The sequence below is a fragment of the Bradyrhizobium sp. YCK136 genome, assembly GCF_044570075.1.
Classification (GTDB): Bacteria; Pseudomonadota; Alphaproteobacteria; order Rhizobiales; family Xanthobacteraceae; genus Bradyrhizobium; species Bradyrhizobium diazoefficiens.
This window is the reverse complement of sequence record NZ_CP172424.1, coordinates 4,462,480-4,475,681: the sequence shown is the minus strand read 5'-3', so window position 1 is coordinate 4,475,681 and position 13,202 is coordinate 4,462,480. Positions and strand designations below refer to the sequence as shown.

Here is a 13,202-nt window from a genome sequence, read left to right as displayed (position 1 = left end):
TACCCGGAATCAGAGCTGAGTGATACGACGGCCTTTGAAACGGCGTTGACGGACCTTTTTCTTGGTCCAGACGAAGGGCTCGGCTCTGTCGTTGTATGCGTTGACGTAGGCATCGATGTGTTCCTGAAGCTGCTTGAGGCTCGTGAAGGAGGTGCCGCTGAGCGACTGCCCCTGCAAGATGGAAAACCATACTTCGACCTGATTGAGCCATGACGCACTTGTCGGCGTGAAATGAAATTGCACGTTGGGGTGGGCCTTGAGCCAGTCCTCGTTCTTTTTACGTGAAGCTTGCGGTTCGGAAAAGCCGCGGTGACGCTGTTCATGAAATCGAGAAACTCGACGCGGCGCCGGCGTTTTGAATGGGTCGCGATGATCTTTCCGGTGGCGACTTCGAGCGCCGCAAACAATGTTGTGGTGCCATGCCGCTTGTAATCGTGGCTTTGGCCGGTCAAGGCGCGGCCATTGGGCAACTTCAGATAACCCTGCGCTCGCTCCAAAGCCTGGATCGAGGGCTTCTCGTCCACGCACAGCACAATGGCCTTCGCCGGCGGCGCGACATAGAGGCCGACAACATCGGCGGCTTTGGCCGTAAAGTTCGGGTCGTTGCTCTCGCACCAGGACTTGCGAGCCACCAGGTCAATCTTGTGGCTGCGCAGGAACCGCCAGACATATTGGACATCGACATCGCCCAGCGCCTCTGCCAGCAGGGGGCCGGTCCAGCGCGCAAACCCTTGCGGTGGCGGCTTATCCAGCAGCTTCAGAATCCGCTTGTCGGTCGTCTTCGTATAGATCGGCTGCTTGCCAGGCCGCGGCTTGTCTTGCAGCCCTTCAAGGCCATGGTCGGCATAGCGATGCCGCCAAAGGCTGACAATCCGCGGCTGGACCCCAACTTCCTTGGCGATCGACCGGGTGCTGCGCCCATCCGCCGCCAACAGAACTATCCGCGCCCGCTTCAAATCGCGCTGCAACGTCACCGGTGAGCGACAGCACGCCTCAAGCACCTTGCGATCTTTCCTCGAAAGGTGGACTTCTCTTGCTTCGGGTATCATCCCGACCTTGATCCCTGGTCGCCGAAGCCTCCGTCGCCGCCATCGGCATCCGACAAGTCGCCGACGGCGCCATCGCCCTGAATGCCTCGGCCAAAGTTTTCCGCAAGGATCATCAGGATCACGACGAACAGCCCTGCGCCGAACGGCCAGGGATTGGCACGGATGATGTCGAACAGCTCCCGCATGCGCGCATTCTGCATGACAAGAGCGAACCGACCGTAAAGCGGCTGACCGAAAAATCGGGGAACGTGCGGCGGGGCGCCTGTTCCCTACGTTCCAGGAACCGGCTCACAGGAGCCTTGTTTCCCGCTACAATGTGTCCATGAAACAAGCTGATTCCTCGCCCACCCGCCGCACCTTGCTGAAATCCGCGCTCGGCGCGGCAGCCTTCGCCGCGTCACCCACCTACGCCCTCGCCACGCCGCCAGGCTTCGACGAATGGCGCGAGTCTTTTCGCGCACGCGCAATGGCGAAGGGCATTTCGGCCGCGACCTGGCAGCGCGCAATGGCGCGGGTCGAGCCCGACATGAGCGTGTTCAAGCAGATGCGCAACCAGCCCGAATTCCACGAGCAGGTCTGGCAATACATCAACCGCCGCGTCTCCGACTGGCGCATCATCAACGGCAAGATCGCGCTGAAGAACAACGAGGCCCTGCTCGCCCGCATCGAGCGCGACTTCGGCGTCGAGCGCGGCACGCTGCTGGCGCTGTGGGGCGTCGAGTCCGCTTATGGCGATCCGCTGGTGCAGCAGAACCACATGACGCCGGTGTTTCCCTCGCTCGCCGCGCTCGCCTGGAACGAGCCGCGCCGCAAGGCCTATTGGGAGACCGAGCTGATCAACGCGCTGCGCATCGTCGACAAGGGCTGGAGCACGCCGGAGGAGATGAAGGGCTCCTGGGCCGGTGCGATGGGGCATTCGCAATGGATGCCCGAAGTCTGGCTCAATGTCGGCATCGACTATGACGGCGACGGCAAGGTGTCGCCATTCGGCAAGCCCGACGACGCGCTGGGCTCGACGGCAAAGTACCTGGTCATTCGCGGCAAGTGGCGCCGCGGCGAGCACTGGGGCTACGAGGTGCGCGCATCCGGCGACATGAGCGGGAGCCGCACCTATGCGGCATGGCAGGCTGCCGGCGTCACCCGCGCCGACGGCCTGCCGTTTCCGCAACCCTCCGCGACCGCGCAGATCTGGACGCCGGTCGCGGGCGGACCGACGTTCCTGCTGGGGCCGAATTTCTACTCGGTGAAGAGCTACAATCCCTCGATGAACTATGCGCTGGCGATCTGCCATCTCGGCGACCGCTGCCTCGGCGCACCGCCCTTCATCCAGCCCTTCCCCGGCTCCGAGCGCGCGCTGACGCTGGCCGAAGTGCAGGAGATGCAGACGCGGCTGACAAAGGCAGGGTTCGACACCGGCGGCACCGACGGCCGCGTCGGCAACGACACCATGAAGGCGATCAAGGATTTCCAGCAACGCGCGGGGATCACGCCGGCGGACGGCTATGGCGGGCTGAAGGTGCTGGCGCGGCTGCGGCAGGGGTCGTAGCAGCCGGTCATTCCGGGGCGCGCCACTCGGCGCGAGCCCGGAATCCATTCCTCCACGTCGCTCGCTGCGCGATGGATTCCGGGCTCGCGCTTCGCGCGCCCCGGAATGACGGCCCCAAGAGATCAGTGCCTGTACTGCGGCTCCTCAGCATCAAGCTGTCTACGGATCGCAGCCAGGTGCAACCGCGAGGATTCGGAATCGCCCTCGCGCATCTGCTTGTAGGTCTCGGCCGCAATCGCGGGATCGACGGGCAACACCTTGCGCCCCGTCGACATCGCCAGCACCTGCACCTCGGCGGCGCGCTCGAGGTAGTAGAGATCGTCCCAGGCTTCCGCGATGGTCGGCGCCAGCACCATCACGCCGTGATGCTTCATGAAGACGATGTCGGCATCGCCGACGGCGGATGCGATCCGCGCGCCTTCGCGGTTGTCGAGCGCAAGGCCGTTGTAGTCGCGGTCGACCGCGGTGCGGCCGTAGAATTTCAGCGCGGTCTGGCCGGCCCAGATCAGGGGATCGCCCTCGGTCATCGACAGCGCGGTGGCGTAGGGCATGTGGGTGTGGAACGCGACCTTGGCGCGCGGCAGGCGCTTGTGCATCTCGGCGTGGATGTAGAACGCCGTCGCCTCGGGTACGCCCTCGCCGTCGAGCACGTTGCCGTGGAAGTCGCATATCAAGAGCTTTGACGCGGTCAGCTCGCGGAAGGCGTAGCCGTAGGGGTTAACGAGGAACAGGTCGTCGTGGCCCGGCACCACGGCCGAGAAGTGGTTGCAGATGCCCTCCTCAAAACCGTTGCGCGCGGCCATGCGGAAGCAGGCGGCGAGATCCTCGCGCGCGGTGCGGATCGCGTCGGTGGCAAGGTCCGGCCGGTTCGAGCGGAATGGCGCCGGCGTGGATGACGAGGAGTGAAGGGTGTGCGCCATGGCGAAGGACACCTTTGTCGGTCGAGAGCTGCCCGCCTTGTACAGGGCCGACGCCTGCGCGTCAGCCCCCGCGGGCGCCACCCTGCCCTTCGCAGCCCGCGCGGCGGCTTATTGCCGCCGCGGCACGCCGCCGGCGTTCATGCCGCCGTCGATCACGAGCTCGCTGCCGGTGACGTAACGCGAGGCATCTGACGCCAGATACAGCACGCCGGAGGCAATCTCCGCGGCCTGCCCGGCGCGGGCAAGCGGCGTGACGACCCGGGCCCGTTCCTCCGGATCGATCGGCGCATTGCCCTGGTTGCCGGTCGCCCCCGTCGGGATCTTGCCCCAGATCGGGGTGTCGATGATGCCGGGATGAACGGAATTGACGCGAATGCCATCGCCCACGGCCGCGCACTCCATCGCGATCGATTTCGCAAACAGCCGCACGCCGCCTTTGGTCGCCGAATAGGCCGACAACCCCGGCGCGCCGCGCAGGCCCGCCAGCGAGGACATCATGACGATCGAGCCGCCGCCGGTCGTGCGCATCAAAGGCAGGCAATGCTTGACCGAGAGAAACACGCCATCGAGGTTGATCGCGTTCTGCTTGCGCCAGTCACCGAGCGTCATGTCGACGATCGAGGGCACGGCAATGCCGATGCCGGCATTGGAGACCATGATGTCGAGCTGGCCGTAGCGCTTGGCGATCTCGGCGACGATCTCGATCCAGCGTTCCTCGCTGCTGACGTCCTGCTCCAGGAAGATCGCCTTGCCGCCGGCCTTTGTGATGCGCTTGGCGAGCTCGGGGCCGCGCAACTCGTCGACGTCGGTTGCGATGACGGTGGCGCCCTCGCGCGCGAACAGCTCGACGATCGCCTCGCCGATGCCGGAGGCGCCGCCCGTCACCAGCGCGACCTTGCCCTCAACCTGCCCTGCCATGTTCACTCCCTTTTCTTGTTGTTTGAGGCCGCTACTTAATCACGGATGGCCCCTGGTCCGGTAGCGCGACGTCGATGACGCGGAACTGCACACGCTCGGCGCCCTGATAGCGGTCGACCGACAACGATCCCGCGACATGCAATTGCTGACCGCGATTGGCGACCAACGCGTTGCCGAGTTTTTGTCCGACCGAACGGAAGGCGATGCCGTTGACGATGGCGCCATCGCCGGACTTGAAGCGCAAACGCAGATGCGCCTGGCCGACCTCATCGGCATAGACGAGCTGATGCGCCGGCAGCGCCAGCACGGCTTCCGGATTGCCGCTGCCAAAGGGCCCTGCGCGGTTGAGCGTCGCCGCAAGCTCCCTCGTCACTGCGCGCGCAGAGACGGCGCCGTCGATATAGAGCTCGTTGACGTGGCGCGCCTCCGCGACGTCGCGCGCCAGCGCATTTTCAAGATAGGCGCGGAATTCGGCGAGCTTCTCCTTGCGCAGCGTCACGCCCGCGGCCATCGCATGGCCGCCGCCTTTGAGCAGGATGCCGTCGGAGACCGCCTGCCGCACCGCCTTGCCGATGTCGACGCCGGCGATCGAGCGGCCCGAGCCGGTGCCGATGCCGCCGGGCTCGAGTGCAATCGCAAAGGCGGGCCGCGAAAACTTCTCCTTCAGACGGGAAGCGACGAGGCCAACCACGCCGGGGTGCCAGCCTTCGGACGCCGTGACGATGACGCCGAGCTTGTCCTCCAGTCCGATCGAGGCCAGCGCCTCGGCCTCGGCTTGCGCTTCCGCGGCCTGCTCGATGACACGGCGTTCGGTGTTGAGGCGATCGAGTTCAGCCGCGATCCGCGCGGCTTCGACGCTGTCGCCTTCGAGCAAGAGCCGCACGCCGAGATCGGCGCGGCCGATCCGGCCGCCGGCATTGACCCGCGGCCCCAGCATGAAGCCGAGATGCCAGGCCTCCGGCGGGCCGTTGAGCCGCGCCACGTCCATCAGCGCGGTGTGGCCGACATGATCGCGCCGCCGCATCGCGATCAGCCCCTTGGCGACGAAGGCGCGGTTGAGTCCGATCAATGGCGCGACATCGGCGACCGTGCCGAGCGCGACGTGATGCAGCATGCCCAAAAGGTCTGGCTCGGGCACCTCCGCATTCCAGAAGCCACGCTGGCGCAGCTCGCGGTTCACCGCGACCAGCGTCACCAGCACGAGGCCCACGGCGGCGAGATGGCCAAGGCCCGAGAGATCGTCGAGCCGGTTCGGATTGACCAGTGCGTCGACCACCGGCAGCTCCGTGCCGGCCTGATGATGATCGATCACGACCACGGACATGCCGAGGCGCTTGGCCTCAGCCAGCGGCTCGATGCTGGTGGTGCCGCAATCGACGGTGACGAGCAGCGTGGCGCCCTTCGCCGCCAGCCCCCGAACGGCTTCGACGTTCGGGCCGTAGCCCTCGAAAATCCGGTCGGGAATGTGGATCAGCGGATCGAGCCCGCAATGGCGCAGGTGCCAAGCCAGCAGCGCCGCCGAGGTCGCACCGTCGACGTCGTAGTCGCCGAAGATCGCGACCTTCTCGCCCTTCGCCGCGGCATCGGCGATGCGCTTTGCGGCGGCCTCCAGCTCCGTCACCGTGAAGGGGTCCGGCATGAGCTTGCGGATGGTCGGGTCCAGGAAGTCCGGCACAGCGTCGATATCGACTCCGCGCCCCGCCAGCACCCGCGCCAGCAGTTCCGGCAACTGGTGCCGCTGCACGATGGCGAGCGCCTGGGCCGCCCCGCGGGCGTCCAGCCGGTCGCGCCAGAGCTTGTCGGTGAGCGAGCGCGTCACCCCCAGGAACGCCTGGGGCGCTTCGACGGGCAAGGCGGTGGCGGGCGGCGTCATGACGAGCGGCAATCTGTTAGGAACTCGAGGTTCGGGCGAACACGCGAGGCGCCCGGTCACTGGCTTAAGGGGATTGGCCAGGAAACCCCGGCGATTTGCAACGGCCGGGCTGCACAAAGCGGTGGATGGCCAGCCGACGGGCCGGAGTGACTATCATTTGGGCATTCCACCGAACAGCAAATTAAGCAGGCGTTAGGCGGAATCCTCGAAAAAGAATCGTATTCGATCTGTAAGCGATTGTTCCGGGTTCATTGCAGATCAGGCCTCATTGCCAAGGGAACTCCCCGATGTCTGCTGCGCTGGGTCTGAAAGCCAAGCCGATTGCCGCCGAACCCGCTGACGACGATTCCGACATTTCCGCGCTGATCAACCGCCTCACCGCGGAGGTCAACCAGATCGCGGTCGACAAGACCAAGGCGATCCAGCAGATCACCAACCAGATGAAGATGCTGGCGCTGAACGCGCTGATCGAGAGCTCGCGCGCCGGCGCGCAAGGCGCGGGCTTCGCGGTGGTGGCGCAGGAGGTGCGCGGCGTCGGCCAACAGGTCGAGACCATCGCGCGCGAGCTCGAAACCCAATTGACGAAACGCACCGGGGATCTCGTCGCCTCGATCGACCGCATGAGCCAGCGCTCGCGCGGCGAGCGCATGGTCGATCTGTCGCTCAATGCGGTCGAACTGATCGACCGCAACCTCTATGAGCGCACCTGCGACGTGCGGTGGTGGGCCACCGACTCCGCCGTGGTGGATTGCGCGGCCTCGCCCGCTCCGGCGGCAGTCACCTACGCCTCGCAGCGCCTCGGCGTCATCCTCGGCGCCTACACCGTCTATCTCGACCTCTGGCTCTGCGACCTCGACGGCAACGTCATCGCCAATGGCCGCGCCGACCGCTTTCGCGTCGTCGGCCAGAACATCGCCCACACCAAATGGTTTCGCGAGGCGCGGACCTTGCGCTCCGGCGACGACTATGTCGCCGGCGACGTCGAGAACCAGCCGCTGCTCGGCAACGCGCAGGTCGCGACCTATTGCGCCAGCGTCCGCGCCGGCGGCCAGGCCAACGGCACGCCGATCGGCGTGCTCGCCATCCATTTCGACTGGGAGCCGCAGGCCCGTGCCATCGTCCAGGGCGTGCGCGTCGGCGACAGCGACAAGGCGCGTGTGCTGCTGGTCGACTCCAATTTCCGCGTGATCGCGGCCTCCGACGGCCAGGGCATTTTAAGCGAGCGCATCTCGCTGTCGCTGAACGGCCAGCGCTCCGGCTTCTATCACGACCGCTCGGGCACGATGATCGCGTTCCATGCGACACCCGGCTACGAGACCTATCGCGGCCTCGGCTGGTATGGCGTGATCATCTGTGGAGCCTGAGGCCAGGATCCGTCCGCTCGATAAAAAATCGCAAAACAACCCCATACACAGTAGCCGGGCGTTGTTTTCATTAGTGTTTTCCTGCAGCTCAAGCTGTTTTGACACGTCGGGCAAAACAGTGGCATTATGCGACTATTCCGAAATCCGAAAACGCGCTCGTTGCCTTGGGCCGGCGACCGCCGTGTGAGCGCCCCTCACTTGGCGCCCTCCACAAAGGCGACCGGCGTGCCTTTCGCGACGTGACCTGCGACGCGTTCGGCGTCCCAATTGGTGAGACGCACGCAGCCGTGAGATTCCGCTTTGGAAATCTTGTCCGGCGAAGGCGTGCCGTGAATGCCGTAGCCTTCGGCGGACAAGTTGATCCACACCGTCCCAACCGGATTGTTCGGACCTGGTTTGATGGTAAAGGGCTTGCGCGAACGGACGCCCTTGAAGTGATAGGCGGGATTGTAGCGATAGAGCGGATTCTTGCTGACTTCGGTGACCTTGAGCGTGCCTGAGGGCGACGGCTTGTCCTCGCTTCCCACAGTCGCCGGATAAAATCCGATCAGCGCATTCGACTTGTCGAACAGTTTGACGGTCTGCCTGACCTTGTCGACCTCGACCCTGTCTGCCTTTGCAGGCGCACCCTCTCCCGCACTGGCAGTGTCCACCACGACGATGGTGTCGCCGGCGCGATCAAAACGGCGCCCGGGGTTGAGCGCCGCCAGAAGCTGCTCGCTCATGTGAAATTTCTCGGCCAGGGCTTCGCGCGGACTGGTGAAGCCGAGCTTCGGGATGTCCTTCATGTCCTCCATCTTCGACGGCAGCTTGTTCAGGAAAGGACCCGCCGCGTCCCGCTCGGTGATGGTGTAGGTCAGCGTGACCGGCCGCTCGTCCGCCCGCAGCGCCTTCCAAACCTCCTCCATCGGAGCCTCCGAGCCCGGCAACTGCCGGGCTTCCGCATAGGCGCGTAGCGCCTTCTTCGCATTCTCCCCGAACCTGCCGTCGATCTCGCCGGGCGAGAAATGCGCCCTGTCCAGAAGCACTTGCAACCGCACGCCCGCCGGAGTCGGCTTTTCGTTCGAGAGAGTCTTCTTCGATGGCTCGGCGGACTCGATGACGGCCGGGCTGATCTCGGCCGCGAACGCGGGTGCTGCCGCCAGAACAAGGATCAGAACGATGCAGAATACCTGGGCGCGATCGACCGACCGGGCGCTCATCATCGTCCTTCGCGACCCGCGATCGCCCATGTGCCAGCTCCGGGATGGAGACATTCACCGAATTGGCAACTCGGAGCGACCACGGAAGTTTCTAGTTTTTCCCGAGGGCAACTGGCGCAGCCGACGAGCTAGTGCCCGTGGTCGATCACCCAGCACGGCGCCCGGCCATCTCCGCCGCGAGCAGCAGCGCGGCGCGGCTGGCGCCGATCGATGCGATGCCCTGGCCTGCGATGTCGTAGGCGGTGCCGTGCGCGGGCGTGCAGATCGGGAATGGAAAGCCGCCGAGCAAGGTCACGCCGCGATCGAAGCCCATCAGCTTCATCGCGATCTGACCCTGGTCATGATACATCGTCAGCACCGCATCGAAGGCGCCGCCCTTGGCGCGCAGGAACACGGTGTCGGCCGGGAACGGCCCCTCCGCGGCAATGCCCTCGCGCTGGCCGACCGCGACCACCGGCTCAATCATGTCGATCTCCTCGCGGCCGAAATTGCCGCCGTCGCCGGCGTGAGGATTGAGACCCGCAACCGCGATGCGCGGGCGCGCGAAGCCGGCGTTGCGCATGCAAGCATCGGTCAGTTTCAGCGCGCGGTGGATGCGTTCGCTGGACAGCTTTGCAGCCACATCCCTAAGCGGGATGTGGGACGTGACCCGCGCGTTCCAGAGCCGGTCCAGCACGTTGAACTCGCTGGCCGGCGTCTTGAGGCCGACCACCTCCGCGGAAAACGCGATCTCGTCGTCATACTCGGCGCGGGCAAGGCGCATCGCCTGCTTATTGAAGGGGGTGAAGCAGACCGCATCGACGCGGCCGTCGCGGCCGAGTTCGAGCGCGTGCCGGTAATTGGTCAGCGCGAATTTTCCGCCGGCAAGCGTCGCGGTCTTCGGCTCGACGTCCCTGGGATCGAGGTGGCGAAGATCGACAAACAGCGCGTCGCCCTGCGCCGATCGAAGGTCGGCCCCCTGCTCCACCATGGTCAGGTCCGGCTTGACGCCCGCAACGTGCGCGCCCTCGTCGAAGATGCGGCGGTCGCCGATCACCACGAGCCGGCAGCTCGCGCGGATGTCGCCCTCCACCACGAGCTTCGCCGTCAGCTCCGGGCTGATGCCGGCGGGATCTCCCATCGCCAGTGCAATGAGCGGCTTTGCGGTCATATGATCACCTTCTCCTGAGCTGTCGTCTCATTCCTGTCGGATGGCGTGGGCTTGCGCAGCAAACGCGCGAGCTGCAACGCGAGCGGAAGCAGCAGCAGCGCGATGCCGGCCACGATCAGGCACGTCACCAGCTTGTTCGCAAAGAAGATCCCGAGCGATCCCTTCGACATCAGCATCGACTGCCGGAACGCATCCTCGGCCTTGTCGCCGATGACGATCGCGAGCACCAGCGGCGCCAGCGGATAGAACAGCTTCTTGAAGAGATAGCCGACGATTCCGAAGCCGAGCATCATCACCACGTCGAGATAGGAGTTCGACACCGAATAGGCGCCGACGACGCAGATGATCACGATCAGGGGCGCGATGACCACGAACGGGATTCGCATCAAGGCGGCGAAGACCGGAACGGTCAGCAGCACCAGCGCAACCGCGACGATGTTGCCGACATACATCGAGGCGATCAGGCCCCAGACAAAATCCTTCTGGTCGACGAACAGCATCGGCCCTGGATTGAGGCCCCAGATCATGAGCCCGCCCATCATGACGGCCGCGGTCGCCGAGCCTGGAATGCCGAGCGAGAGCATCGGCAGCAGCGCGCTGGTGCCCGCGGCATGATCGGCCGTCTCCGGCGAGATGATGCCTTCGACCTCGCCGGTGCCGAAATATCGGCCGCGGCGCGAGAAGCGGCGGGCGATGCCGTAGCTCATGAAGGATGCGGCGGTCGGGCCGCCCGGCGTGATCCCCATCCAGCACCCGATCGCGGCGCTCCGCAGCAGCGCAACGCTATGCCGCGGCAGGCGGCCGACTGCGCGAAACACCTCGCGCCAATCGATCTTCGAGGAGACGGCGCGGGCATGGAATTCCTCCTCGACGGCAACCAGCAGTTCGCCGATGCCGAACAGACCCATCACCGCGACGACGAAGTTCACCCCTTTGACCAGCTCGTCGATGCCCATGGTCAGCCGGACGCTGCCCGAGACGGTGTCGATGCCGATGGCGGCGATCGCAAAGCCGATCGCGAGCGCCACGACGGTCTTGATCGGGGCCGCCCTGCCCATGCCGACGAAACTCGCAAAGGCCAGGAAATAGACCGCAAAATATTCCGCCGGCCCGAAGGCGAGCGCGACCTGCGCCACCCAGGATGCGAGGAAGGTGATCAGGATGACGCCGACCAGCGCGCCGAACGCAGCCGACCCGAAGGCGGTCGCGAGTGCCGTCGTCGGCCGGCCGTCCCGCGCCATCGGATAGCCGTCGAAGGTGGTTGCGACAGAGGACGGCTCGCCGGGAATGTTGAACAGGATCGAGGTCACCGAGCCGCCGAACAGCGCACCCCAGTACATGCTCGAGAGCAGGATGATCGCCGACACCGGCTGCATGCCGAAGGTCAGCGGCAGGAGCAGCGACACCCCGTTCGGCGCGCCCAGCCCCGGCAGCACGCCGACGAGAATGCCGAGCAGCACGCCGACCGCCATCAGCAGCAGATGCGGCACGGTGATCGCGATGGTGAAGCCGTGCAGGAGTTCCCCAAGATTGTCCATCGGCCTCTCCGTCAGATGCCGAACGCGGCGGCGAGCGCGCCATGCGGCAGGCTGACCTGGAACATGCGCTCGAACACGACGTAGAGCGCGAGCGCCGTTGCCGCCGCCATCGCCAGCGCGCGTGGCACGGATTGGTGTCTCGGGATCGCCAGCACCGCGAAGACGTACAGGCTTGAGGCGAGGTACATCCCGACCAGCGGGATCGCGGCAACGAAGATCGCGGCCGGCACGAACAGGCCGGCAAGCCGGCGCAGCTCGATCGGTGTGATCGCGATGGGAACGCTTGCGAGCGTCGTCGCCGGCAGAAGACCTCTCACCAGATTGTAGAGGCTTCCGAGCACGATGATGATTCCGGTCAGGAACGGGAACGTGCCGGCGTCCACGCCCGCGCTCGACCAGCCGATGCCGTTGTCGAGGCTGGAGACGACGACGGCCACACCAAAGCTGCCGGTCAGGATAGCGGTCGCAAGCTCAAGCGCGCGGCGTGAGATCATCGAGGGCTCCGTTCGAGCGGCGTGCCACGGCCAGTGAATGACGCACGCGTTTTCCAAGCCATCAAGTGTCGTCCCGGCGTTCGCCGGGACGACAGTGGAGATTGTGGCACGATGGTCGCCTCACTTGACCAGCCAGCCCTGCTCACCCGCAACCTGCTTGACGTGCTCGAGGTCCTCCTTGATGAACTTGTCGAGCTCGGCGCCGGTCAGGAACGTGTCGACCTGCGAGGTCTTCTCGATGTAGTCCTTCCATTCCGGCGTCGCCTGCACCTTCTTCATGAGGTCGACATAGAACGCGGCCTGATCCGGCGTGACCTTGCCGGGCAGCCACACCGTCCGCGGCTGCTCATATTGCTTGATGTCGAGCCCCTGCTCGGCGCAGGTCGGAACGTCGCTCCAGCCTTCAGTCGCGGTGACCTTGGGACCCTGCGGCAGCCGTTTCGGGCTGAAAACGCAAAGCGGTCGCTGCGTGCCGCCACGCCATTGCCCGAGGCTCTCGCTGGGATTGTTGACGTGGGAGTCGAGGTGTCCGCCGGCGAGCTGCACGGCGGTCTCGGCGCCGCTCTTGAAGGGGATGTAGGTCAGCTTGACCTGACCGGCCTTCTCGATCATGCGGGTCAGCACCTCGTCGGTGTCCTTCGACTGCGCGCCGCCCATCTTGAATTCGCCCGATGCGGCCGCCTTCAGATAGTCCCCTGCCGTCTAGTAGGGCGCATCCTGCTTGACCCAGAGCAGGAACTCGTCCTGCGCCATCGCCGCGATCGGGGTGAGATCGGTGTAGTTGAAGGCGACCTTGGAGACGAGCGGCTGCTGCCAGGCGTTCGACGTTCCGAAGATCACCTTGTAGGGATCGCCTGCGGACGCCTTGCCGTAGACATAACCTTCGGCGCCGCTGCCGCCGCCCTTGTTGACGACGACGATGGGCTGCTCCGTCAGCTTGTACTTGGTGACGATGTTCTGCACCGCGCGGGCGAGATTGTCGGTGCCGCCGCCCGGTCCGGCGGTGGCCACGAACTCGATCGGCTTTTGCGGTTGCCAGGCCGCAAACGCCGGGACCGTGCCGGCGAGCACGGTCGCGGCTGCGGAAAGCAGAAGTGTTGACGTCCGACCCATGATTTCCTCCAGCTCTTATGTTCTGTTTTATTTGT

The 13,202-nt window shown here is 65.4% G+C and carries 10 protein-coding genes and 2 pseudogenes; 2 read left to right on the top strand and 10 right to left on the bottom strand.

Features of this window, described 5'->3' with window-relative positions; translation table 11 throughout:
* Positions 1 to 9 precede the first annotated feature (9 nt).
* Positions 10 to 1,049 (bottom strand): annotated as a pseudogene (locus ACFLEY_RS21395) (IS630 family transposase).
* Entirely contained in the window at positions 1,046 to 1,234 is a 189-nt protein-coding gene (locus ACFLEY_RS21390; RefSeq protein ID WP_060913082.1) for a hypothetical protein, read from the bottom strand. Before ACFLEY_RS21390 ends, ACFLEY_RS21395 begins: the two are co-directional and overlap by 4 nt.
* 137 nt (positions 1,235 to 1,371) lie before the next feature.
* Here ACFLEY_RS21390 and ACFLEY_RS21385 point away from each other — a divergent pair, with 137 nt between their 5' ends.
* Entirely contained in the window at positions 1,372 to 2,595 is a 1,224-nt protein-coding gene (locus tag ACFLEY_RS21385) for a lytic murein transglycosylase (RefSeq protein ID WP_060911870.1), read from the top strand.
* Positions 2,596 to 2,717: 122 nt separating this feature from the next.
* On the opposite strand, the gene ACFLEY_RS21380 is transcribed toward ACFLEY_RS21385, so the two are convergent.
* From ACFLEY_RS21380 to recJ, 3 genes are all read right to left on the bottom strand, one after another.
* Positions 2,718 to 3,515 carry an aldolase gene (locus tag ACFLEY_RS21380; RefSeq protein WP_211433958.1) on the bottom strand — a complete coding sequence of 266 codons (798 nt, stop codon included), beginning with the start codon at positions 3,513 to 3,515 and terminating at the stop codon, positions 2,718 to 2,720.
* A gap of 108 nt (positions 3,516 to 3,623) precedes the next feature.
* Positions 3,624 to 4,433, bottom strand: coding sequence for an SDR family NAD(P)-dependent oxidoreductase (locus ACFLEY_RS21375; protein ID WP_060913081.1), 810 nt, complete (start codon positions 4,431 to 4,433; stop codon positions 3,624 to 3,626).
* 31 nt (positions 4,434 to 4,464) lie between these two features.
* On the bottom strand, positions 4,465 to 6,306 hold the full coding sequence (gene recJ, locus ACFLEY_RS21370) for a single-stranded-DNA-specific exonuclease RecJ (protein ID WP_396604978.1): 1,842 nt from the start codon (positions 6,304 to 6,306) through the stop codon (positions 4,465 to 4,467).
* 287 nt (positions 6,307 to 6,593) lie between these two features.
* On the opposite strand from recJ, the gene ACFLEY_RS21365 reads away from it, so the two are divergent.
* On the top strand, positions 6,594 to 7,670 hold the full coding sequence (locus tag ACFLEY_RS21365; RefSeq protein ID WP_060911867.1) for a methyl-accepting chemotaxis protein: 1,077 nt from the start codon (positions 6,594 to 6,596) through the stop codon (positions 7,668 to 7,670).
* A gap of 194 nt (positions 7,671 to 7,864) precedes the next feature.
* Here the strand turns inward: ACFLEY_RS21365 and ACFLEY_RS21360 are convergent, their stop codons facing one another.
* From ACFLEY_RS21360 to ACFLEY_RS21340, 5 genes and pseudogenes are all read right to left on the bottom strand, one after another.
* Positions 7,865 to 8,872, bottom strand: coding sequence for a L,D-transpeptidase family protein (locus ACFLEY_RS21360; protein WP_060913080.1), 1,008 nt, complete (start codon positions 8,870 to 8,872; stop codon positions 7,865 to 7,867).
* Positions 8,873 to 9,017: 145 nt separating this feature from the next.
* Positions 9,018 to 10,022, bottom strand: coding sequence for a 4-hydroxythreonine-4-phosphate dehydrogenase PdxA (locus ACFLEY_RS21355; protein WP_060911866.1), 1,005 nt, complete (start codon positions 10,020 to 10,022; stop codon positions 9,018 to 9,020).
* On the bottom strand, positions 10,019 to 11,560 hold the full coding sequence (locus ACFLEY_RS21350; protein WP_060911865.1) for a tripartite tricarboxylate transporter permease: 1,542 nt from the start codon (positions 11,558 to 11,560) through the stop codon (positions 10,019 to 10,021). Before ACFLEY_RS21350 ends, ACFLEY_RS21355 begins: the two co-directional genes overlap by 4 nt.
* Before the next feature lie 11 nt (positions 11,561 to 11,571).
* Positions 11,572 to 12,054, bottom strand: a complete 483-nt coding sequence (locus ACFLEY_RS21345; RefSeq protein WP_060911864.1) for a tripartite tricarboxylate transporter TctB family protein — start codon at positions 12,052 to 12,054, stop codon at positions 11,572 to 11,574.
* Positions 12,055 to 12,174: 120 nt separating this feature from the next.
* Positions 12,175 to 13,167 (bottom strand): annotated as a pseudogene (locus tag ACFLEY_RS21340) (Bug family tripartite tricarboxylate transporter substrate binding protein).
* Positions 13,168 to 13,202 lie beyond the last annotated feature (35 nt).

Excerpts from the sequence above, each read along its gene's own strand:
- ACFLEY_RS21390 (WP_060913082.1), bottom strand. The coding sequence starts at position 1,234 with ATGCGGGAGCTGTTCGACATCATCCGTGCCAATCCCTGGCCGTTCGGC.
- ACFLEY_RS21355 (WP_060911866.1), bottom strand. The coding sequence starts at position 10,022 with ATGACCGCAAAGCCGCTCATTGCACTGGCGATGGGAGATCCCGCCGGC.
- ACFLEY_RS21380 (WP_211433958.1), bottom strand. The coding sequence starts at position 3,515 with ATGGCGCACACCCTTCACTCCTCGTCATCCACGCCGGCGCCATTCCGC.
- ACFLEY_RS21350 (WP_060911865.1), bottom strand. The coding sequence starts at position 11,560 with ATGGACAATCTTGGGGAACTCCTGCACGGCTTCACCATCGCGATCACC.
- ACFLEY_RS21375 (WP_060913081.1), bottom strand. The coding sequence starts at position 4,433 with ATGGCAGGGCAGGTTGAGGGCAAGGTCGCGCTGGTGACGGGCGGCGCC.
- ACFLEY_RS21345 (WP_060911864.1), bottom strand. The coding sequence starts at position 12,054 with ATGATCTCACGCCGCGCGCTTGAGCTTGCGACCGCTATCCTGACCGGC.
- recJ (WP_396604978.1), bottom strand. The coding sequence starts at position 6,306 with ATGACGCCGCCCGCCACCGCCTTGCCCGTCGAAGCGCCCCAGGCGTTC.
- ACFLEY_RS21385 (WP_060911870.1), top strand. The coding sequence starts at position 1,372 with ATGAAACAAGCTGATTCCTCGCCCACCCGCCGCACCTTGCTGAAATCC.
- ACFLEY_RS21360 (WP_060913080.1), bottom strand. The coding sequence starts at position 8,872 with ATGAGCGCCCGGTCGGTCGATCGCGCCCAGGTATTCTGCATCGTTCTG.
- ACFLEY_RS21365 (WP_060911867.1), top strand. The coding sequence starts at position 6,594 with ATGTCTGCTGCGCTGGGTCTGAAAGCCAAGCCGATTGCCGCCGAACCC.